Raw genomic sequence first — 18,281 nt, forward strand, 5'->3', positions numbered from 1 at the left:
GCCATCCGAAGCCCCGTCGGGCGCAGTTGCGCCGCGCGGCCTGACGCGCATGCGCGCGTGGCTGAAACTCCCGAACGTTAAACGCTGTCTGGCGTTGGCCCTGCGGGAGTGAAGCCAAGGAGAGTCATATGAGGACATTATTGATGGCGGCTGGTGCCGCACTGGCCATCGGTGCGGGCGCGCCTGCACAAGCGTTCACATTGCCCGGAGGTGGAGGCCTCAGCGGTGCAGGCGAAGCGGTCAACATCGTCGACGATGCACAGGTGATGGTCTATGCGGGCCGTCGTTATTGCTTCTATGTCGACGCCTGGAACGGTCCCGGCTGGTATCGCTGCGGCTTTGCGTGGCGCAGCGGTTATGGCTGGGGGGGCGCCTATGGCTGGAACCACTGGTATCTGCCGCGCTACCACGCGCGCTACTATCACGGCCGAGGCTGGGATCAGCGTCGCGAGGTGCGGCGCGACGGACGCGATGCGCGTCGCGATTTCAGGCAGGAGCGGCGGCAGGACAGTCGTGACGTCCGACAGGACCGTCGTGATGTACAGCGCCAGTTCCAACAGGAGCGGCGCGGCGATCGGCAGCAGTTCCGTGAGCAGCGCCAGATGCAGGGCCAGCAGATGCAGGGACCGCGTGGCCGCGGTGCGGAGCGCGGCATGCCTGGCGGCGCTCAACAGCCGGGCGCGATCGGAGGCGGGGGCGTGCAACGTGGCGCGGTTGGCGGTGGCCGGCAGGGCGGCGCGATTGGAACAGGCGGTCAGGGAGGTACGGTCGGAGCCGGCCCCGGCGGCGGCGGGAGCGGCGGACGTGGGGGTGGCGGCGGCGCCCCGAGTGGTGCCGGTGCTGGCGGTGCGCCGGGCGGAGGTGGCCAAGGTGGAGGTGGTGCCGGCGGCGGCCACGGCGGCAATCGCTGATCGAACCGGCCTGTGACGCAAATCCAGTAGATGCGTATGAGAGCGCATCTACTGGTCTTTGCGTCCGCATGCGCGCGGAAAACCCGTCACCCTCGCAGAGCGCATGGCCCGCCTGTTGGCGGCCATGCTATGCCAGCGTCGCCAGCCGGGATTTCCTTGAATGACGCCGACCACCATCGACGCCAGGGCGTCACGTTCGACCGATTTTCGGGTGATCGGGCTCGTCGGCCTCGCGCATTTCGTCAGTCACATCTACATCCTCGCGCTGCCGCCGGTGTTCCCGTTCGTGCGCGCGGAATTCGGCGTGAGCTATACCGAACTCGGCTTCGTGGTTGCGGTGTTCAACATCATCTCCGCACTACTTCAGACGCCGGCGGGCTTTCTGGTCGATCGAACCTCGGCGCGCACCGTGCTGGTGGGCGGATTATTGCTCGGTGCGGCTTCGCTGGCGCTCGCGGCCGCAGCGCCGGTCTTCCTGCTGCTGGGCCTCGCCTTCGCCGCGCTCGGCTTGGCCAACACCGTCTATCACCCGGCCGATTACGCGCTGCTGTCAAACCGGGTTTCGCCGGGGCGGGTGAGCCAGGCCTTCTCGATCCATATCTTCGCCGGTTTCATCGGCACGGCGATCACGCCGGCGACGCTGGTGATCCTTGCGAGCGCCTATGGTTGGCGCATCGCATTCCTCGCCGCTGCGCTGCTGGGTCTTGTGGCGGCGGCCGCGATCATGATGTTCGGCGAACCCCTGGCCGGCCGAGAAGCGGCGCGCGCGAAGGCTGCAGACGCGTCGGCGCCGTCGGCGGGCGACTGGCGCGTCCTCGCGACCTGGCCGGTGGTCCTCAATCTTCTGTTCTTCATGCTGATCGCGTCGGTCTCGGTCGGCACGCAGAATTACGGCATCGTTGCGCTCGAGGCCCTGTGGGGCGCCTCACTCTCGCTCGCGACGTCCGCAATCACCGTCTACCTGGTGCTCAGCGCATTCGCGGTGCTGGCCGGCGGATGGCTCGCCGCGCGGACCAGCCGGCACGACATGGTCGCGCTGATCGGGCTTGCGGCGAGCGGTCTCGCGCTGATCCCGATCGCGTTCATCGATCTCAATGCGACGCTGCTGATCGGGCTGATGGCCGTGTCCGGATTTTTCAACGGCGTGATTCAGCCCTCGCGCGACATGATCGTTCGCGCAGTGACGCCGCCGGGTGCATTCGGCCGCGTGTTCGGCTTCGTCACCACCGGCTTTAACATCGGTGGCGTGATTGCGCCGCCGGTCTTCGGCTACATGATGGATGCCGGCACGCCGGCGAGCGTGATTGTCGGTACCGCGCTCTGTTCGCTCGCCGCCATCCCCGTGGTGTTGATCAGCGTCGGATCCCGTCGGAAGCCTGCCTAACGCGGCGGTACGGTGACGGAATCTTAACGTTAAAAAAGTGTAGTAGCGCTCCAGCGGGGACACCCTCGCGATGGAGATTGCGATGCGGAGCATCCTCATGGCCGGCGTCGCGGCTGGCGCGCTGATCGTGACGTCGAGTGCCGCGGACGCCTATTTCGAAAGCCGGAGCGTCGTGACCGGCGCTGCAATCGGTGCCGGCGTCGGTGCCGTGATCGGCGGTCCGACAGGTGCGGTGGTCGGCACCATCGTCGGCGTGGCCGTCGGCGGTCCGCGACTCCCCCCGTGGCTGGGCGCCGGCCGGCATCAGGAATGCTGGTACGACCGGGCAGGCATGCGTGTGTGCCGGTTTTACTGAATTAGAGACTCAGTCTTCGCTGCCGGGCCCGGGGTCCCCCCGGGCCTTTCTGCGTTGCGACCGCGAACCGTGACAGAAGCGTGAAGAAATTGTGGATAAACGGTGGAAATCTACCACCCGCGCACCATCACGTCCGGCCGCAGCGTAGAGTCCTTTTCGGGTGGAGGCGGCAATCCCAATGCTTAAATACAAATGTCCGAGAAGCGGGCTCGTCGTCACGACGAGTATCGAGACTGATACTGCCACTCTTCGCGACATGAAAAACATGAAGCTGTCGGTCTGGTGCCCGAATTGCTGGAAGTCGCACCAGATTCGCGCCAGCGAAGCCTTCCTCGAGCCGATGGTGAAGGCGGCCTGATACGGCCTGCGAGACGAGGGCTTCCGGCTCAGAACTTGCGCGACGATTGGGGCAGATTGCCAACGCGCAACGCCGCGCGTTTCGCCATCAAAATCACCGAACCGGCGGCAGCGTGAAAAGATCCGGGATATTGCGCCCGCGCAGATCGTAGACGCGCGCGAATACGACGCCCTCGCGTTCGATCCGGACCAGCTCCGGCGCCTTGAGTTCGGCGCAGTAAAACTCACCCAGCATCAGCGCGAAGTCCGCGCCCTTGGTGTTCCAGGTCGTCAGGAAATCGTCGCCGAGTTCGACTTCGGCGGGCGGATGCGGACCGCACACTGCGATGACCCAGCGGCGTCCTTCGGGCGTGTAGGTGCCTTGCTCATCGAGAATGCCGAGTAGCTCGTCGGCGGCTTCCTTGAACGACAGCCCCCAGTAATCGAGCATGTAACCCTTATCGGCCGCGCGCATACCTCCGCTGACCGCATTGAAGAACGTGTATTGATACGGGTGCAGCGCGACCATGTGGCTGGCGGGAATGGCGAGTCCGGCGATGATGGCGAGACCGCCCGCCGCGGCCGCGATGCGCGAACGGACCGCGAGCCAGTTGAGGAGCGCGCCGCCGGCCATTCCGCCGAGTACGCAGATCGGCGGCAAGATGAAAATGAAATGCCGGATGCCGTTATACATCGCCGGCCGCGTCGCGATCGTGATGGCGATGGGAACGAGAACGGACATTGCGACGAGAAGAAGCGCCGCGCGGCGATTGACCGGGATGTCGCGGCGCCACTGCGCAATGATGGTGCCGACCAGGCCGGCAGCGCCGAGCAGGAGGAGAAGCTCCGGCAGCTTCATGCCGAGATAGGTCGGCAGATAACTGCGCGGCATGTCCGGCACCGAAATCAGTTGCCCGCCGAACATTTCCTTCCAGGGCTTCTCGAAGAAGTGCGAGAAATATCCGATCGCGCGGATCGGATTGAGCGGCTCGACCACGGACCACGGCCACACCAGCGCGATCACGGCATAGGCCAGCACGAGGCCCGGCACCAGACGCAGCACGAACAGACCCGCCGAGGTGATGGTGGGCCTCACGCCAACCGCCCGCGCATCGTGTCCGAGGATCAGCGCGATCGGCAGCACCAGGTGCAGCGCGGCCATCCCGCCCATGATGCGCGTACCCAGCGCGAGCCCGAGCCCGAGCCCGAACATCACGATCGTCAACCCGCCGGGCCGGGGATACTCGTCCAGGGCGCGCACCAGACCGAACAGCAGGAGTGTCATCGCGACGGCGAACGGGGCGTCCTTCGCGTTGATGAACATGTGTCCGTAGAACATCGGCGTGGTCGCGAGCAGCGCGAGCGCGATCAGTCCGGCGACCGGACCGCCGAGTCGCCGAGCCAGCCGCCAGACCACGATCATGCCGAGGATGCCGACCACAGCGCCGACCAGGCGCCGCGTCTCGAACAGGTCATACGGGAGGATTTTTGCGACGAGCGCGGCCAGCATGTCGAAGCCGCCGCCATACATGTAGAGATTGACGAAGGAGAGCGCGCGGCGATCCGAGAAGCCCGAGGCGTAATAATCGAGCAGCAATTGGCCATATTGCGAATGGGTGTAGTCGTCCCATCCGAGGCCGTAATCGGCGAAGGTCCGATAACTGATAACCACCAGCGCCGCGATCAGAGCCCATGCGGCAATGTCGCAAAGGCGAGCAACCGGATCACGGGCAAACGCATCCCGCATTGTATCGAATACCGATGCGGCCGCCGGGTCGGGCGGCCGCACTGGATATTGTTGAGGATCGCGCAAAGGTCGATGGCGAAGGCCGGCCTACTTGGCTGCCTTCTCGTACAATTCGGCGACGTAATCCCAGTTTACCAGGTGGTCGACGAAGGCCTTCAGATAATCCGGACGGCGATTGCGATAGTCGATGTAGTAGGAGTGCTCCCACACATCGCAGCCGAGGATCGGCGTGGCGCCATGCACCAGCGGGTTCTCGCCATTTGCCGTCTTGGTGATGACGAGCTTGCCATCCTTTACGGCGAGCCAATTCCAGCCAGAACCGAACTGAGTGACGCCGGCCTGGATGAAGTCTTCCTTGAACTTGGCGACCGAGCCGAGGTCGGACACGATCTTCTTTTCGAGAGCGCCGGGAATCTTGTCACCGCCGCCACCGGGCTTCATCCACTTCCAGAAGTGGATGTGGTTGTAGTGCTGGCCCGCGTTGTTGAAGAGGCCGGGGTTCTTGCCAAAGGAGCCCTTGACGATCTCCTCGAGGGACTTGCCTTCCCACTCGGTGCCCTTGAGCAGGTTGTTGCCGTTATTCACGTAGGCCAGATGATGCTTGTCGTGATGATATTCGAGCGTCTCGCGCGACATGTAGGGGGCGAGGGCGTCGTACGAATAGGGCAGATCGGGCAACGTAAATGACATGGGAGCTTGCTCACGTTTCGGGTGACGTTAAAGGCGTCGTGCCGGCGAACACCGTGCCGGCGGCCACTGAGTTAGGCCCTGTGGAATAAGGAAGCAATATTGCAGCACACAAACCGGGCGGCAATTGCGCCTTTGATGGCTGGAACGAAGTTTTTCCTATGGCGTTTCATGCTGTTGGGGTAGGGCTGGCCCGCATCGCTATTAGCAAAACCACCGGGTTTGGTCTTCCCCGGGCGGGGCTGTGGCTTGCTTGGCACTGGGAAGGCAGTCACAATTCGTTTAGGATTTGTGGCGGCGGGGCGCGAGGACTGCGTAATGTCTTTTGTCTTGATGGTGGTCGGGATCCTGGCAATCGCGCTGGGTGCGATCCTGATCGGATTTGGCATTCCGATCAATGAGTTCAGTCTCGGAAATACCTTGATTCTGGCGGGCACGATGACGTCCGCCGCCGGCCTGGTCACGTTCGCGATCAGCCGTGCGGTCAGCCAGCTGGCGCGGATCGCCGATCTCATGGCGTCGCGGCCGATGGCGGCGCCTGCCGCTCCGGCAACGGTCGCGGCACCTATGGCTCCGTCCATCACGCCTCCACCTTCGCCCCGCGCGCCGCAACCGCGCGCCCAGCAGAACGAAGAATTCGATGTGCCGGAGGCCGTTGAGCCGCCGCGCAACACGCCTCGCGGCCCAATTCCGACCGCAGAAGAACTCGCAGCACCGCCTGCCGCTCCTGCCGCTCCCGCGCGGGGAGGCTGGCGCCCGCCCAGGCCGTCCGCCGAACGTCCTCCGGCGAAGCCGGTTGAGCCGCGGCGTCCGCCGGCGGTCGAAAGCACGCCCCCGGCGCGCCGCGAGCCTGCTGTCGAAGCGCCGGCAGACGCAGCCTCAAGCGGACGCGGCGAAGCTGCGACCGTGCTCAAGTCGGGCATCGTGGATGGCATGGCCTACACGCTCTACACCGACGGTTCGATCGAGGCCGAACTCGCACAGGGTGTCGTGCGGTTTGGGTCGATCGAGGAGCTCCGCAACCATCTCGAAAAGGGCGGCTGAGCCGCGCGCGGTCGTCTTCGTTTCGTCGGCATTTTCGACAGTCCGCCGCCCTGAGCAAAAAAGTTATCCCCCTCCGGGTCCAGCCGTTGCAGTCTATAGGTATTAAGTCCTATAGAGGGTGGCAATGGATCATCAGCAGGTTGCCGAGGGATTACAGGGACGGGACCGCCTTTTGCCGCGCCCCGGATCGGACCGGGCGCGTGCGGCCCTGGAGCGGCGGCTATTCCAAGCGATTGAAGCCGCATTCGCAGTCGGTCGCGACGATCTATGCGCTGCGACGCGCGGGCGTTGCGACATTGCGTTGGCACGCCAGACGGGAATGTATCTTGCGCGCGTTGCGCTCGGGATGACCTTGTCCGATGCGGGCCGGCTGTTCTCCCGTGACCGGACGACCGCCTCCCACGCCTGCAGGCTGGTGGAGGATCTTCGTGACGATCCAGTCTTCGATGTGGTTCTCGCGACGCTTGAAGCGTCCCTGCATCGTGTGCCAGACGGGAGCGCGCGCCGATGAAACAGCTTCGCCCGCGCCGCAACCCGTCGCCGCTTGCCGGAACAGATTCGATCGACCGTTATCGCGCGCAGCATCTGTCGCTGGTTGACGGCGTTGGCCCGGACATCGGTGCCGGCGCCAAGTTCGATGAAGCGGAAAGTCCGTTGGTCTGGCTGGCGCGCCGGAAAGGCGCCGATGGTCGCGCTTTGATCGAGCCGCATCAATTGCTGACGGGCGAGCGTCTGAGGGCGGATTTCACAATCGCCCAGATGATGCCGCGGACAACCTCGAACTGGCATGCGGCGGTTGCCGGCCGGCACCGGGATCAGTCATCCGGTCATCTCACCGACCGTGTCGTCGCTGCACGGCAACGTCTGCGGCATGCTCTGGATGCGGTCGGGCCGGAATTCTCCGGTCTGCTGATCGATATCTGCTGCTTTCTGAAGAAGCTCGATACTGTCGAACGCGAGCGGCAATGGCCGGCACGCTCGGCGAAGGTCGTGCTGCAACTCGCGCTTGAGCGACTTGCCCGTCACTACGGGTTGGCGGCCGAGGTCAGTGGCAAGGCGGCTGCAATTCGCGGCTGGTCGGCCGATCAGGCAAACGAGCCGATTGCTCCGCCGGGCTAGGCCGCCGCGAGCGCGGCGCGCGCATCCGACTTGATGCGATCGACCATGGCCCGAAAGCCGTTCGAGCGTTGCGGGGTCAGATGCTCGCGCAGGCCGAGTTTTGCGAACAGCGCTTCCGCATCTGTTTCCGTGATCTCGCCCGCCGGCTTTCCGGAATAGAGCGCAAACAAGATTGCGATCAGGCCGCGCACGATGTGCGCGTCGCTGTCGCCTTGAAATTCGAGGACCGGGCCCTGCGCGCCATTCGGCCGGACGTCGGTGGTCATCCAGACCTGGCTCGCGCAGCCGCGCACCTTGTTGGATTCGATGCGCGCCGCGTCGGGCAATTCGGGCAGGGTACGGCCGAGCTCGATGAGGTAACGATAGCGATCGTCCCACTCGTCCAGCAGCTCGAAATTGTCGATGATCTCGTCGATCGTCGTCATCAGCCCATCCCTGTCCTTATGGGCTGATATAGGCAGCCGCGGGCGCTGGGGAAAGCGCGGATTCCGGGAAGATCAGGCCGGTCGCCGCGGGTTCCTGGGTGGCAGAGGCGCACGCCACTCGGGCTCCAGATCGGACGGCTTCAATGTGTGCTGCGAGGCCGTGCCGGCACCGGCTGCGCGGCCGACCGAGCCGGTCTGCGCCGGCGACAGGTGGTCATGCAGCAGGTCGAACAGATAGCGCGCGCCGGCCTGGGCCCGCTGCCCGAACGCGACGGCCGCCTGTCCACCGACCTGGCAGGCGTCAGGCTGGCGGCTGCAGAAACCGCTGAGGTCGGATACGGCCGCGCTCGCGGCGCTCACGGCATCGGCGGCGCCGATCTGCGGCGCCTGATCCTTGGAACGGTAGTCGCCGCTCGGCAGAAGCACGAGCACGATGCTCAGCCAGAATGCCACCCGCAGCAGAAAAAACATGGCCCGAACGCTCCCCGCGGCTCGATCGCCGCTTATGCGCCAGACCTAACAGCTGCGCTTGAAAAGCCGGTTCGATTTTTGGGCCTTATTCGATGAGAATGAGCATCGACTTCGATTACAATTTGAATCGATTACGCGCGAAACGTGCACACAGGCCTGACTTATCTAGCTTTCCGGGATGCGAGCAAGAATTGATATACCGTCTGCGGAAACCGATCGTTCACCATCCGGTCACGATCGCGCCGATGCGCGGACTTTTACGCCGCTCGCCAGCGTTGCGCCGTCGCCAAACTCCGTTCCCTTAGCGTTCGCTTAAGCGGCGTCTGACACGATCCGTAACAAATGGGGAGTGCGTCGGCCTGGCAGGCTGGCGTAGTGAGTATCTTGAGTTTCGCCCAGCCACTTCGCGACTATATCGACAGTCTGGTCCATCCGTCGGTCCAGCAGGATCCGCTCACCGCAACGCGCCACCGTGCCTTCATCGCACCGCGTCTGCTCGGGTCGCTGATCGCGCTCGCGATTTTCCCGGTTTATCTCGCCATGCGCGGCGTGCCGAGTGCGCTCGAGATCGCGGTATTCGCGTGGCTCGTGGTTCCGATCCTGACCGCCGTCTATCTGTCGCGAACCGGACGCTACGAGGGCGCGCACATCCTGTCCTCACTGTCACTGACCGGTCTGGTATTCGCTGTCGCCTACAACACGGGCGGGATCTCGTCCTTTGCGGCGATCTGGCTGGTGGTGGTGCCGCTGGAAGCGTCGCTGTCGGCATCGCGCCGGGTCGTGCTCGCTGCCTCGGCCTTTGCGCTGGCCGCGGCCGGCGCCTTGCTGGCGATGCAGGAGCTTGGTGCGATCCCGGCATGGGCGGCTGCGAACCACGCGGGCCTAGCAGCGCTCGGAATTATCTCTGCCGCGCTCTATGCGACCGGCCTTGCGCTCGGCGCGGAATCGCTCGCCCGGATGAGCTTCTGGCTGTTCCATGCGGAAGAGGACCGCTATCGGCTGCTCGCCCGTAACATGACCGACGTCATTACCCGTCACGGTCAGAATGGCGCGGTGCTGTTCGTCTCGCCGGCCGCGCAAACCCTGTTCGGGGCGCGCGTCGCGGACCTGATGGCGCATGGTTTGTTCGACCGCGTCCATGTCGCCGACCGTCCGGCTTATCTGTCGGCGCTGGCGGACGCAGCGCAGGGCGAGCAGCGTTCTGTCGAATTCCGCGTCAAGCGTATTGGGTCCGACGGAGAGAATAGCGTCGAGTTCATCTGGGTGGAGATGCGCTGCCGTCCGCTGGATCAGACCGGCGCACAACCCGCCCGTGAGGTCGTGGCGGTGATGCGCGACGTCTCCGATCGGAAGGCCCAGGAGCAGGCGCTCGAGCTGGCGCGCGCGGAATCCGAACGCGCCAATGCGGCCAAGACACGCTTTCTCGCGACCATGAGCCACGAGTTGCGAACTCCGCTCAACGCCATCATCGGCTTCTCCGAGATGCTGGTGAACGAAGACCAGATGCGTATCGACGCCAAGAAGCGGCGCGAATATGCACAACTGATCAACGACTCCGGCACGCATCTTCTGGCCGTGGTCAACGGCATCCTCGATATGTCGAAGATGGAGACCGGCGACTTTATCATCACGCCGGAGCCGTTTGCGCCGGTCAAGGTCATCAGCAATTGCTGCGACATTCTCGCATTGCGTGCGCGCGAGGCCGGCCTTGATCTCGTCATGCGCAATGCCGACGATCTGCCCGATGTCGTCGCCGACAAGCGCGCCTTCAAGCAGATCATGCTCAATCTTCTCTCCAACGCGATCAAATTCACCGGCCGCGGCGGAAACATCATCATCAGTTCGTTCCGCGATGGCGATCGTCTGGTCGTTTCGGTCGAGGACAACGGCGTCGGCATCAGTGCGGCCGATCTTCCCAGCATCGGCAATCCGTTCTTCCAGGCGCGCTCGGCGTATGACCGCCGTCACGATGGCACGGGGCTTGGGCTGTCGATTGTGAAAGGGCTCGTGACGCTGCATGGTGGCGACATGCAGGTGCGCAGTGAACTCGGGAAGGGAACGAAGATATCAATCCACCTGCCGCTTGACTGCGAGGCGAATGCGTTGTCGCGAAAGAAGAGCGGTTCGCTGACGCCGTTTGAACCCGCGCGCAAGCACAACGATATTCAGGTTCGCAAGAGTGCGTAAGACTTCGCAGAAACGGGCCGCCGTGGCCCAGACGTTGAACGACAACCAGCCATCGCTTCTTCATGGCTGGCGAAAGGATGCAATCGCGGGCGCCGTCGCCGCTGCTGCGCTTGGCGCGGTTGTCGCCAATGCCGCCTTCCTGCAGTCGGGGCCACACCCGGCGCCGCTGTTTTCAAGCAAGCCAATGCCCGTATCCGCGCCGGCAAAGACATCCATTCGTGTGGTTGGACAGGAGATCACCGGACCGTCGCCTCAGGTCGCATTGCCGAGGGGCCGGCCGGCGGAAGCCGATTGGCCCAAGGCTGATCTGCCTAAGTCGGAAGTAAACAAGATCGAGCCGGCAAAGCCGGACCTGCAGGCCGCACAACGGCCGCGCAACGAGATCATTGCCGATATCCAGCGCGAACTCAGCCGACGAGGCTTTTACGACGGTGCCGCCGACGGCGTGTTCGGACCGAAGACGAATGCGGCGATGCGCGACTTCGAGCAGGCCTCCGGGCTCCGGCCCGGCGGCGAGCCGAACGACGTATTCCTGCGAGCCTTGACGCGGTCGCAGGCGAAAGCGGGGCCGGCACGCGCTGCTGCTGCGCAACCCGTCGCTACCGACCCGATTGCCGAGCTGATCGCGCCGTCGTCCAAGCGAATCTTTGCCGTACAGCGCGCGCTCACCGATTACGGCTATGGTCAGTTCAAGCCCAACGGCACGTTCGGCCCGGAGACCAAAGCTGCGATCGAGCAGTTCGAGCGGGCGCGCAAACTTCCGGTCTCCGGCCAGATTTCGCCCAAGCTGATGCGCGAATTGGCGGTTGTCACCGGCCGCGAGCTCGATTAGCTCACTGATGCCGCGCGTGCGGTTGATCCGCGTATCGTGCGCGCTGGAACCGGCAAACTCATATGCGGCTTAAATCGGCGATCTGGGTTTCCGCCTATATCCGGCGTTGCATGATAGAGGGTGCCTACGCTGTCGTGAGACGGCGGGGCGCCGAAGAGGCGGGCGCAATTTTTGTGAAGGTCGATCGGCTGGACGGAACCGCGGACCTGTTCGGTCCCGCGCCTCAGAGTGCGTTCGACGAAGCGCGTCCGGGCGATCGTGCGTTCATCGCATCGCTTCGCGCGCAGCCGCGTCCAAACGACGAGATCGAAAAGTATCTTGCCCGTCAGATCGATTTCGATCCCGATATCTGGATCGTCGAGATCGAGGACCGGCAGGGCCGCAATTTCCTCGATCCGATTGTCGGCTGAGGATCAGCCGCGGGAGCCGTCGAGCCGTTGCGGTTCCTGGGTTGCCGGCTGTTCGCCCCGGCGCGGCTCGGAAGCGGCCGAGCGGCGTGCAAGCGCCGGCGTATCGTCCCAATGCACGCGCCGGTGAATGAGACTTCTCGCCTCCATTCGGTCCGCTGCGCGCCAGATCGCCACCAGATGCAGCGCCGATGGCATCGGCAGATCCAGAAACAGGTCGGAGAGTTCGAACACCCGTTCCACCGACTGGCCGATCACCGGATTGAGTGACATCAGGATCCGCTGGAAGACGTCCGTCGGCATCGCCAGCGCCTTGGCGGACGCCACAAAGGGTTCGCCTGTCCTGTCGGTCACGATCCGGCGCGCCAGCGCGCGCGACACGCCGAGCCCTTGCTGAAGCAATGTGGTGAATTCCTGCGCGCGGCCGGCGAGGGCGGCCTGCTCCAGATAACGGATGATGTTGGTTTCCTGCGCCGGTGCGACATTCGGATCGGCGACATGTTCGAGATTGAGGAGAATCAATCGGCGCTCGTCCGACGGCGCGGTGAAGAACGCCTCCCGCTGCTCGATATAGTCGATTTGTTGCGGTGGACTTTGAGGTGCGGGCGGCTGCTGCACTTTCGGCGCCGGCGGCTCGAAAAGTCCAAGATCATCCTCGAGGGACGTTTCGGCAAACAGCTCAATGCTGCCTTGCTGACTCGGGTCGGCTGTGCGGGGCCCAAGTTGCGCGAGCCGGGCGAGCACGGCCTTCGGTGCTGCCGGATGCTTCTGGAGCCGCGCGGCGACGGCCGCACGGGTCGATTCATCGACGACCTCGATCAGCCGCAACGCCAGTTCGGTAAAGTGTTGCGCTTCATGCGGCGAATGCGTCGCCTTCTGGATGTAGAGATCGGTCAGGACGCGCAGGAGCGTCGGCTTGATGTCGACCCCGGTGCGATCGGCCAATCCGGCAAGACCGGTCATGCCGTCGAGATTGCTGAGCGTAAGACGTTCCACGTGATGCCATCCGAACTGAGAACGTGTCGACGATAGCGGGCGGCCGTTAGCAGAGCGTTAACCTTGACAGTCTCTTAATCGTGCGCAGAACGGCGCATCGCCGCCGGGCGGGGGTGGGGCAACTCAATGGGCGTTGTGATCAGCTTTCCTGCGTGTAACGCGACCTCGCGGGCGCGTAGCTATCAATCTGCAGACCGGCGCTGCGAGGTCGTGATTCTTCCTGTGATCCGCATCGACCGTTACGAAGACAGCCCGGTGATCGAGCCGGTCCGCCGCGGCATGGCCGCGAGCAAGCGACGTCGACGGGCCTGCAGGTCGTGAAGCTTCACAAGACCCGCATTCTTCTTTGCCTGCCGATCATCGGTTGTCTGAACACCGACCTCGGCCGCGTGCGGCCGACGCTGCGTTCCGACGACATCCACAAGTGGATGGGGCCTGCCGTCACCGAACGCTACGGCGAAGCGCAATCGGCCTTTCCGCTGACAGATGAAGAACGCACGCTGCGCGATCTGGCCTACCCCTTGATCGAGCCGCCCTACGAGCGGCAGCGCTGGTACAGCGTGCTGAACGAGTACGGATTGTCCGGCATGTTTCTTCAGACCTGGTGGTATTACGACCAGGCGGCCTATACGGCGGAAATGTTTGCGGATCCGGCGCGCTCGACCGAAACCTATTATGCGCGATTGCTGCGAGACATCCGCAACGACAATGTGCGGATTGGCCCGTTCGCTCGCGTTGCGCGGGTTGTTTCGGACATGGACGTCAGGCGCGATAAGAGCCTGCGTTACGTCTCCAATCTGAGCCCGCGCGAACACGGCAACGCGGTCGCGCGCATGGCGGAGAACTCGCTGATCGCGCGCTGGGTCCATCAGTCGCTGATGGAGCGGACCTATGCCTACAATTTTGCGCTCGAGAAGCTCATCATTGTCGCGCCGTCACCGCAGGCTGCGGAGGTGGAACGGGAACTGAATTTGATGCGGGCCAACATCGAGGCGGCAGCGCTGGTGCCGCGCGGTTCGCCGTGGCCTCCGAAAGGCAATGGTGGACCGCTGGTCACGAAGTAACCAGGTTCTTGGCTTTTTACTGCGCTTGCGGCTGACAGCGCGCGCCTGACAGCGACGCAATTGCCGCGGGCATCATGCCGGGCTCGGAGGCAAGTGCCCGAATCACGATGAGACCAGTCTGCGTTGGCGATTCCACAATCAGCCGGTCTGCCGCGGAAATTTCCTCGTCGTCCGGAAGCTGCGCCTTCTGCGCGGCCGTCATCAGGTCGAGTTCGATCGAACGGCGCCCGGCCGCGCGATCGTTGATTGCGTAATAGGCGACATCCTTGTTTGTATAAAACGTCACCGAGGTATAGGCGGGGCTCACCGGGGCGGTGAGTTTGAGTGGCGCTTCCCGAAGATCGTAACGGCAGACGGCGGCGGCAAACGCCGGATCCATCAGCGGCAGCACGGATTTTTCTGCGCTCGGAGCGGGCAGGGCGACGACACTGTTCACCGGTGAGATCGCGGAGATGCGCGCATAGGCATTTTGCGTTGCCGTGCTCGGCAGATACAGGATCGTCGCAAAATGCACGATGCCGCCGAGCAGGAGGCCGCTCGCGAGCCATAGCAGCCAGCGCGTCATGTCCGCGGCCTCACGTGCATGATTGGACCTTGACTGACGGCATGGGGGTTTCGCGTCCTGTCCGCGAGGCAACTCCGATCGGAGAGTCGTAGAAGCGCATCACCAGAGTGTAGCGATCGACGCCGCCACTCGGCAGCCAGTTGCCGGTTCGTGCACGCGGCGCGACGGTAATCTCGATCGCGCCATCGGACTTCCTGACGATCTCCTGACTTGAGAAGCCGTGACGGTTCAGGGCATTGCCTACGAGCTTGCCCTCCGGGTCGTACAACGTCAGGGTCCAGAAACGCGCCTGCGGCGTGACGCCGGATACGATCACATCGCAACGTCCATCGAGCGCCGCGCCGTTATCGTCCTTGGTCGCGACGAATGCCACTCCGTCGCCTGCGCCCATCGGCAACTCGCCGCTTCTTGCGATCAGCGCGCGCGCGTAGGGGTCAATGTCCGCGGTCCCGGTGCGCGGCCAGGCCGTCCAGGCCCCGACCGTGAACGATCCGAACGGCGTGCTCTCCTGCAGGGCATAAAGCGTCGTGCCCAGGCCGACGGATGCGGCGACCGCGAATGCCAGCAGCAATCCGATGAGCAATCGCACGGGAGATCCAGCCTACGGAAACGGGTTCGCCAGCGATAGGAAATCGCCGGATAGATTGTCAATTGCCGCGAACAGGGCGTCCGCGACCTTCGGTGGCGGCGACCACGCCGTCACCCCGACCGGCGGGAGCCGGAGCCGGCGCTTCGACGGTCCGGTCGGAGGCGGGAGCAGCGAGCGAGCGCGTTGCCTCCTCCATCGCGCGTTCGATCCGCACGAGGACGTCAACGCCCTTCCTTGTCAGGAGGGTCGGCCGCGGGATCTCGTCACCCGGCTTAGCCGCGACTGGCGGCCCAACGGGGCCCGCCGACGGCGGCACGCCGGGGATGGTTTTCAACTCCACGCCCTGATGGGCGTAAGCCATGATCTTCTGCCACGTCATTGCGGGAAGCGAGCCGCCAGTCATGCGGTTGGTCGGCGCGTAATCGTCATTGCCGTACCAGACCGCGGCGACCATGTTGCCGGTATATCCGTTGAACCACGCATCGCGATACGCATTGGTCGTGCCGGTCTTGCCGGCGGCCTTGATGCCTTCGAGCATGGCGCGTCGTCCCGTACCGGCCTCGACTGCCTGGTTGAGGATCATGTTGATGTCGGCTGCGACCTGCGCCGGCATCACGCGGCGCGGCTTCGGTCCGTCGCGATCGAAACGCCAGATCAGTTCGCCGGTGGCGCTGCGCACCTCGAGGATCGCATGCGGCGTGACGGCCATGCCCCCATTCGGGAAGGCCGCGAACGCCGCGGCATGGTCGAACACCGTGACTTCGGAAGCGCCGATCGGCAGCGACGGGGTGTCGGGCAGTGGCGTCCGCAGACCCATCTTCTTGGCAAGCTCGACGATCTTGTTGCGCCCGGCCCGCGGATTGCCGTTGCCGATTGTGATCGAGAGCCGCACCGGAACGGTGTTGATCGAGCGCACCAGCGCCATGGTCAGCGTCTGTGAGCCCGAATAGCCGCCGGAATAGTTGTGCGGACACCAATTGCCGATGCAGATCGGGGCGTCGGGTACCACCGTGGTCGGTTTCAGGCCGTGAATGAATGCGGCCGCGTAGACATAGGGCTTGAAGGATGAGCCCGGCTGACGCTGCGCATCGGTCGCGCGATTGAACTGGCTCTCGCTGTAGTCACGTCCGCCGACCAGCGCGCGAAGCGTGCCGTCATTTTCGAATACGGCGGTCGCCGCCTGGCGCGCGCCATATTGCCGGCCGTAGTCGCGCAGCGTCTCTTCCACTGCCTGCTCGGCCTGTCGCTGCAGATTCACGTCGAGGCCGGTGCGGACGACGAAGACGCGCTCCTGCACGGACTTCGGAAGCTTGTCGACAAGCTTCTTCATCTCGTCGAACGCGTAATCGAGATAGAAATTCGGTTGGCGCTCGTCGCGACGGTCGACGGCGACGGCCGGATTGCGGCGAGCGCCGAAGACCTGGCCTTCGGTCATCATTCCGGCTTCGATCAGGTTGTCGAGCACGGTATTGGCGCGCGCGCGTGCGGCGGGCAGGTTGATATGCGGCGCATAGCGCGTTGGCGCCTTGAACAGGCCGGCGAGCATCGCCGCTTCCGCAAGGGTTACGTCGCGTGCCGACTTGTTGAAGTAATATTGCGCGGCTGCATCGACGCCGTACGCGCCGCCGCCGAGATAGGCGCGGTCGAGATACAGCTTCAGGATCTGGTTCTTGGTCAGCCGCGTCTCGAGCCACACCGCAAGGAAGGCTTCCTTGACCTTGCGCTCGATCGTGCGCTCGTTGCTCAGGAACAGGTTCTTCGCCAGCTGCTGCGTGATGGAGGAGCCGCCCTGCACGACGCCGCCGGCCCGCGCATTGGTGACGACCGCGCGCAACGTGCCCGGAATATCGATACCGAAATGCTCGTAGAAGCGCCGGTCCTCGGTCGACAGCGTCGCCTTGATCAGGTGATCCGGAAAGTCCTCGATCGGGATCGAGTCATTATGCTTGATCCCGCGCGCGCCGACCTCGTTGCCGTATCGATCGAGGAACTGCACCGCGAGTTCGCTCTTCTTCAGCCAGTCCTCGTCCTTGGTCTCATAGAAGGCCGGCAGCGCCAGCGCGAGCGCCAGCACGAGCCCGACCGTCCCCAGCGTCGCGGCCTCGGACGCCGGCTCCACCAGCACCCAGCGCCGCCAGCCCGCGACATGGAACCGGTCCATGAAGGTGACGAAGCGCTCGTACAATTCGCGCGCCCAGCGGCCGGCTTCGAACAGCCCGGAATCGATCCGGGCGTCGAGATCGAGGAAAAAGCGCCGCACACGCTCGCCGAAGCTTATTTTTTTTCGCTCAGCCACGCGGGCTTCCTTGTCCCAAGGTCATCTGTGCTAAGGCGCTGGCGGTTTTGGGGAAAAGTCCGCAAATCGCCCCAATGTCTAGCCGATCCGGCCCCGCCGATCCATGCCACCAGAGCCACACAGCGTGTCGAAATTGCGGATAAGGGTAAGATGCGCCGGCTTGCCGATTCTTCAAGCGCCGCCGCAGGTTCGTGGGGCTATATTCGTCCCGGAATTGGCCTATCTGACGCTCACGTGACCGGCCGTCCCGGACAGCCCCGGCCGACATCCAGACCAGTGACCTCAAACCCGTGACCCGAAAACCCGCTGCCGACGACACCCCCTTCTGGAAGCGCAAGACGCTCGAGGAGATGACCGCGCGCGAGTGGGAAAGCCTGTGCGACGGCTGCGGGCGGTGCTGCCTGAACAAGCTGGAGGAGGAGGGCACGCAGAGGATCTTCTTCACCGATGTCGCGTGCAAGCTGCTCAATCACGACACCTGCCGCTGCAAGGATTACCGCAACCGGCTGAAGAAGGTGCCCGATTGCGTCGGACTGACGCCGGCGGAGGTGCGCACGCTCGACTGGCTGCCGCCGACCTGCGCCTACGATCTCCTCGCCAAGGGCAAGGACCTTTACTGGTGGCACCCGCTGGTCTCGGGCGATCCGGAGACGGTGCACGCCGCCGGCATCTCTGTCCGCGGTCGGGTCGGCGCCTGCGAAACCCAGGTGCCGGATGACCAGCTGGAGCATTGGATCGTCAGCTGGCCGGGCCGGGTGCCGAAAGGGGCGGGGAGAAAGGTGGCTGCGGCGGCGGTGAAGGGGCCGGCGAAGAAGGTCGGGATGAAGGCGACCAAGCGCACCGGTGCCTGATCCACCTCGTGCGAA

General features: G+C 64.3%; 20 protein-coding genes. 12 read left to right on the forward strand and 8 right to left on the reverse strand.

Going from position 1 to position 18,281, the window contains the following annotated elements; genetic code table 11:
- The first annotated feature begins 143 nt into the window (after positions 1–143).
- From VNZ93_RS01410 to VNZ93_RS01425, 4 genes are all read left to right on the forward strand, one after another.
- Positions 144–911: a hypothetical protein gene (locus VNZ93_RS01410; protein ID WP_325698999.1), complete on the forward strand. Its 768-nt coding sequence runs from the start codon at positions 144–146 to the stop codon at positions 909–911.
- Between the two features lie 160 nt (positions 912–1,071).
- On the forward strand, positions 1,072–2,295 hold the full coding sequence (locus VNZ93_RS01415) for an MFS transporter (protein WP_325699002.1): 1,224 nt from the start codon (positions 1,072–1,074) through the stop codon (positions 2,293–2,295).
- An 82-nt stretch (positions 2,296–2,377) separates the two neighbouring features.
- Positions 2,378–2,650 (forward strand): hypothetical protein, encoded by a 273-nt coding sequence (locus tag VNZ93_RS01420; protein ID WP_325699005.1) that lies wholly within the window; start codon positions 2,378–2,380, stop codon positions 2,648–2,650.
- A gap of 178 nt (positions 2,651–2,828) precedes the next feature.
- Complete coding sequence (locus tag VNZ93_RS01425) at positions 2,829–3,008, forward strand: hypothetical protein (protein ID WP_325699008.1); 180 nt, start codon at positions 2,829–2,831, stop codon at positions 3,006–3,008.
- Between the two features lie 93 nt (positions 3,009–3,101).
- Here VNZ93_RS01425 and VNZ93_RS01430 read toward each other — a convergent pair whose 3' ends face one another.
- Complete coding sequence (locus VNZ93_RS01430; protein WP_414709944.1) at positions 3,102–4,733, reverse strand: glycosyltransferase family 39 protein; 1,632 nt, start codon at positions 4,731–4,733, stop codon at positions 3,102–3,104.
- An 87-nt stretch (positions 4,734–4,820) separates the two neighbouring features.
- The gene (locus tag VNZ93_RS01435; protein WP_325699012.1) at positions 4,821–5,423 is read right to left on the reverse strand and encodes a superoxide dismutase; all 603 of its coding nucleotides are present in this window, start codon (positions 5,421–5,423) and stop codon (positions 4,821–4,823) included.
- A gap of 315 nt (positions 5,424–5,738) precedes the next feature.
- Here VNZ93_RS01435 and VNZ93_RS01440 point away from each other — a divergent pair, with 315 nt between their 5' ends.
- The 3 genes from VNZ93_RS01440 to VNZ93_RS01450 all read left to right on the forward strand — a co-directional run bounded on the left by VNZ93_RS01440 (position 5,739) and on the right by VNZ93_RS01450 (position 7,583).
- On the forward strand, positions 5,739–6,464 hold the full coding sequence (locus tag VNZ93_RS01440; RefSeq protein WP_325699015.1) for a hypothetical protein: 726 nt from the start codon (positions 5,739–5,741) through the stop codon (positions 6,462–6,464).
- Positions 6,465–6,588: 124 nt separating this feature from the next.
- Positions 6,589–6,975 (forward strand): helix-turn-helix domain-containing protein, encoded by a 387-nt coding sequence (locus tag VNZ93_RS01445; RefSeq protein WP_325699018.1) that lies wholly within the window; start codon positions 6,589–6,591, stop codon positions 6,973–6,975.
- Positions 6,972–7,583, forward strand: a complete 612-nt coding sequence (locus VNZ93_RS01450) for a DUF6456 domain-containing protein (RefSeq protein WP_325699020.1) — start codon at positions 6,972–6,974, stop codon at positions 7,581–7,583. The genes VNZ93_RS01445 and VNZ93_RS01450 overlap by 4 nt, the downstream gene beginning before the upstream one ends.
- Here VNZ93_RS01450 and VNZ93_RS01455 read toward each other — a convergent pair.
- The gene (locus VNZ93_RS01455) at positions 7,580–8,008 is read right to left on the reverse strand and encodes a SufE family protein (RefSeq protein WP_325699024.1); all 429 of its coding nucleotides are present in this window, start codon (positions 8,006–8,008) and stop codon (positions 7,580–7,582) included. The genes VNZ93_RS01450 and VNZ93_RS01455 overlap by 4 nt on opposite strands.
- 72 nt (positions 8,009–8,080) lie before the next feature.
- Complete coding sequence (locus VNZ93_RS01460) at positions 8,081–8,479, reverse strand: DUF5330 domain-containing protein (RefSeq protein WP_325699027.1); 399 nt, start codon at positions 8,477–8,479, stop codon at positions 8,081–8,083.
- 384 nt (positions 8,480–8,863) lie between these two features.
- Between VNZ93_RS01460 and VNZ93_RS01465 the strand changes: the two genes are divergently transcribed.
- From VNZ93_RS01465 to VNZ93_RS01475, 3 genes are all read left to right on the forward strand, one after another.
- Positions 8,864–10,666, forward strand: a complete 1,803-nt coding sequence (locus tag VNZ93_RS01465; protein ID WP_414709945.1) for a sensor histidine kinase — start codon at positions 8,864–8,866, stop codon at positions 10,664–10,666.
- A 22-nt stretch (positions 10,667–10,688) separates the two neighbouring features.
- Entirely contained in the window at positions 10,689–11,498 is an 810-nt protein-coding gene (locus VNZ93_RS01470; RefSeq protein ID WP_325699033.1) for a peptidoglycan-binding protein, read from the forward strand.
- Between the two features lie 62 nt (positions 11,499–11,560).
- The gene (locus tag VNZ93_RS01475) at positions 11,561–11,908 is read left to right on the forward strand and encodes a DUF1491 family protein (RefSeq protein WP_325699036.1); all 348 of its coding nucleotides are present in this window, start codon (positions 11,561–11,563) and stop codon (positions 11,906–11,908) included.
- 3 nt (positions 11,909–11,911) lie between these two features.
- On the opposite strand, the gene VNZ93_RS01480 is transcribed toward VNZ93_RS01475, so the two are convergent.
- Positions 11,912–12,901 (reverse strand): hypothetical protein, encoded by a 990-nt coding sequence (locus VNZ93_RS01480; RefSeq protein ID WP_325699039.1) that lies wholly within the window; start codon positions 12,899–12,901, stop codon positions 11,912–11,914.
- Positions 12,902–13,218: 317 nt separating this feature from the next.
- Here VNZ93_RS01480 and VNZ93_RS01485 point away from each other — a divergent pair, with 317 nt between their 5' ends.
- Positions 13,219–13,965, forward strand: a complete 747-nt coding sequence (locus VNZ93_RS01485; RefSeq protein WP_325699041.1) for a hypothetical protein — start codon at positions 13,219–13,221, stop codon at positions 13,963–13,965.
- A 16-nt stretch (positions 13,966–13,981) separates the two neighbouring features.
- Here VNZ93_RS01485 and VNZ93_RS01490 read toward each other — a convergent pair whose 3' ends face one another.
- From VNZ93_RS01490 to VNZ93_RS01500, 3 genes are read right to left on the reverse strand one after another with little or no spacing between them, the layout of a single operon-like run.
- Entirely contained in the window at positions 13,982–14,530 is a 549-nt protein-coding gene (locus VNZ93_RS01490; RefSeq protein ID WP_325699044.1) for a DUF1254 domain-containing protein, read from the reverse strand.
- Between the two features lie 10 nt (positions 14,531–14,540).
- Complete coding sequence (locus tag VNZ93_RS01495; RefSeq protein WP_325699047.1) at positions 14,541–15,119, reverse strand: DUF1214 domain-containing protein; 579 nt, start codon at positions 15,117–15,119, stop codon at positions 14,541–14,543.
- Between the two features lie 58 nt (positions 15,120–15,177).
- A complete protein-coding gene (locus tag VNZ93_RS01500; protein WP_325699050.1) occupies positions 15,178–17,415 on the reverse strand; it encodes a PBP1A family penicillin-binding protein in 2,238 nt (745 codons plus the stop codon).
- A 290-nt stretch (positions 17,416–17,705) separates the two neighbouring features.
- Here VNZ93_RS01500 and VNZ93_RS01505 point away from each other — a divergent pair, with 290 nt between their 5' ends.
- Positions 17,706–18,266, forward strand: a complete 561-nt coding sequence (locus tag VNZ93_RS01505) for a YcgN family cysteine cluster protein (RefSeq protein WP_325699053.1) — start codon at positions 17,706–17,708, stop codon at positions 18,264–18,266.
- The last annotated feature ends 15 nt before the right edge of the window (positions 18,267–18,281 follow it).

It is taken from the genome of Pseudorhodoplanes sp. (genome assembly GCF_035565795.1).
Lineage (GTDB): Bacteria > Pseudomonadota > Alphaproteobacteria > Rhizobiales > Xanthobacteraceae > Pseudorhodoplanes.

Excerpts from the sequence above, each read along its gene's own strand:
- VNZ93_RS01410 (WP_325698999.1), top strand. The coding sequence starts at position 144 with ATGGCGGCTGGTGCCGCACTGGCCATCGGTGCGGGCGCGCCTGCACAA.
- VNZ93_RS01415 (WP_325699002.1), top strand. The coding sequence starts at position 1,072 with ATGACGCCGACCACCATCGACGCCAGGGCGTCACGTTCGACCGATTTT.
- VNZ93_RS01420 (WP_325699005.1), top strand. The coding sequence starts at position 2,378 with ATGCGGAGCATCCTCATGGCCGGCGTCGCGGCTGGCGCGCTGATCGTG.
- VNZ93_RS01425 (WP_325699008.1), top strand. The coding sequence starts at position 2,829 with ATGCTTAAATACAAATGTCCGAGAAGCGGGCTCGTCGTCACGACGAGT.
- VNZ93_RS01430 (WP_414709944.1), bottom strand. The coding sequence starts at position 4,733 with ATGCGGGATGCGTTTGCCCGTGATCCGGTTGCTCGCCTTTGCGACATT.
- VNZ93_RS01435 (WP_325699012.1), bottom strand. The coding sequence starts at position 5,423 with ATGTCATTTACGTTGCCCGATCTGCCCTATTCGTACGACGCCCTCGCC.
- VNZ93_RS01440 (WP_325699015.1), top strand. The coding sequence starts at position 5,739 with ATGTCTTTTGTCTTGATGGTGGTCGGGATCCTGGCAATCGCGCTGGGT.
- VNZ93_RS01445 (WP_325699018.1), top strand. The coding sequence starts at position 6,589 with ATGGATCATCAGCAGGTTGCCGAGGGATTACAGGGACGGGACCGCCTT.
- VNZ93_RS01450 (WP_325699020.1), top strand. The coding sequence starts at position 6,972 with ATGAAACAGCTTCGCCCGCGCCGCAACCCGTCGCCGCTTGCCGGAACA.
- VNZ93_RS01455 (WP_325699024.1), bottom strand. The coding sequence starts at position 8,008 with ATGACGACGATCGACGAGATCATCGACAATTTCGAGCTGCTGGACGAG.
- VNZ93_RS01460 (WP_325699027.1), bottom strand. The coding sequence starts at position 8,479 with ATGTTTTTTCTGCTGCGGGTGGCATTCTGGCTGAGCATCGTGCTCGTG.
- VNZ93_RS01475 (WP_325699036.1), top strand. The coding sequence starts at position 11,561 with ATGCGGCTTAAATCGGCGATCTGGGTTTCCGCCTATATCCGGCGTTGC.
- VNZ93_RS01490 (WP_325699044.1), bottom strand. The coding sequence starts at position 14,530 with ATGACGCGCTGGCTGCTATGGCTCGCGAGCGGCCTCCTGCTCGGCGGC.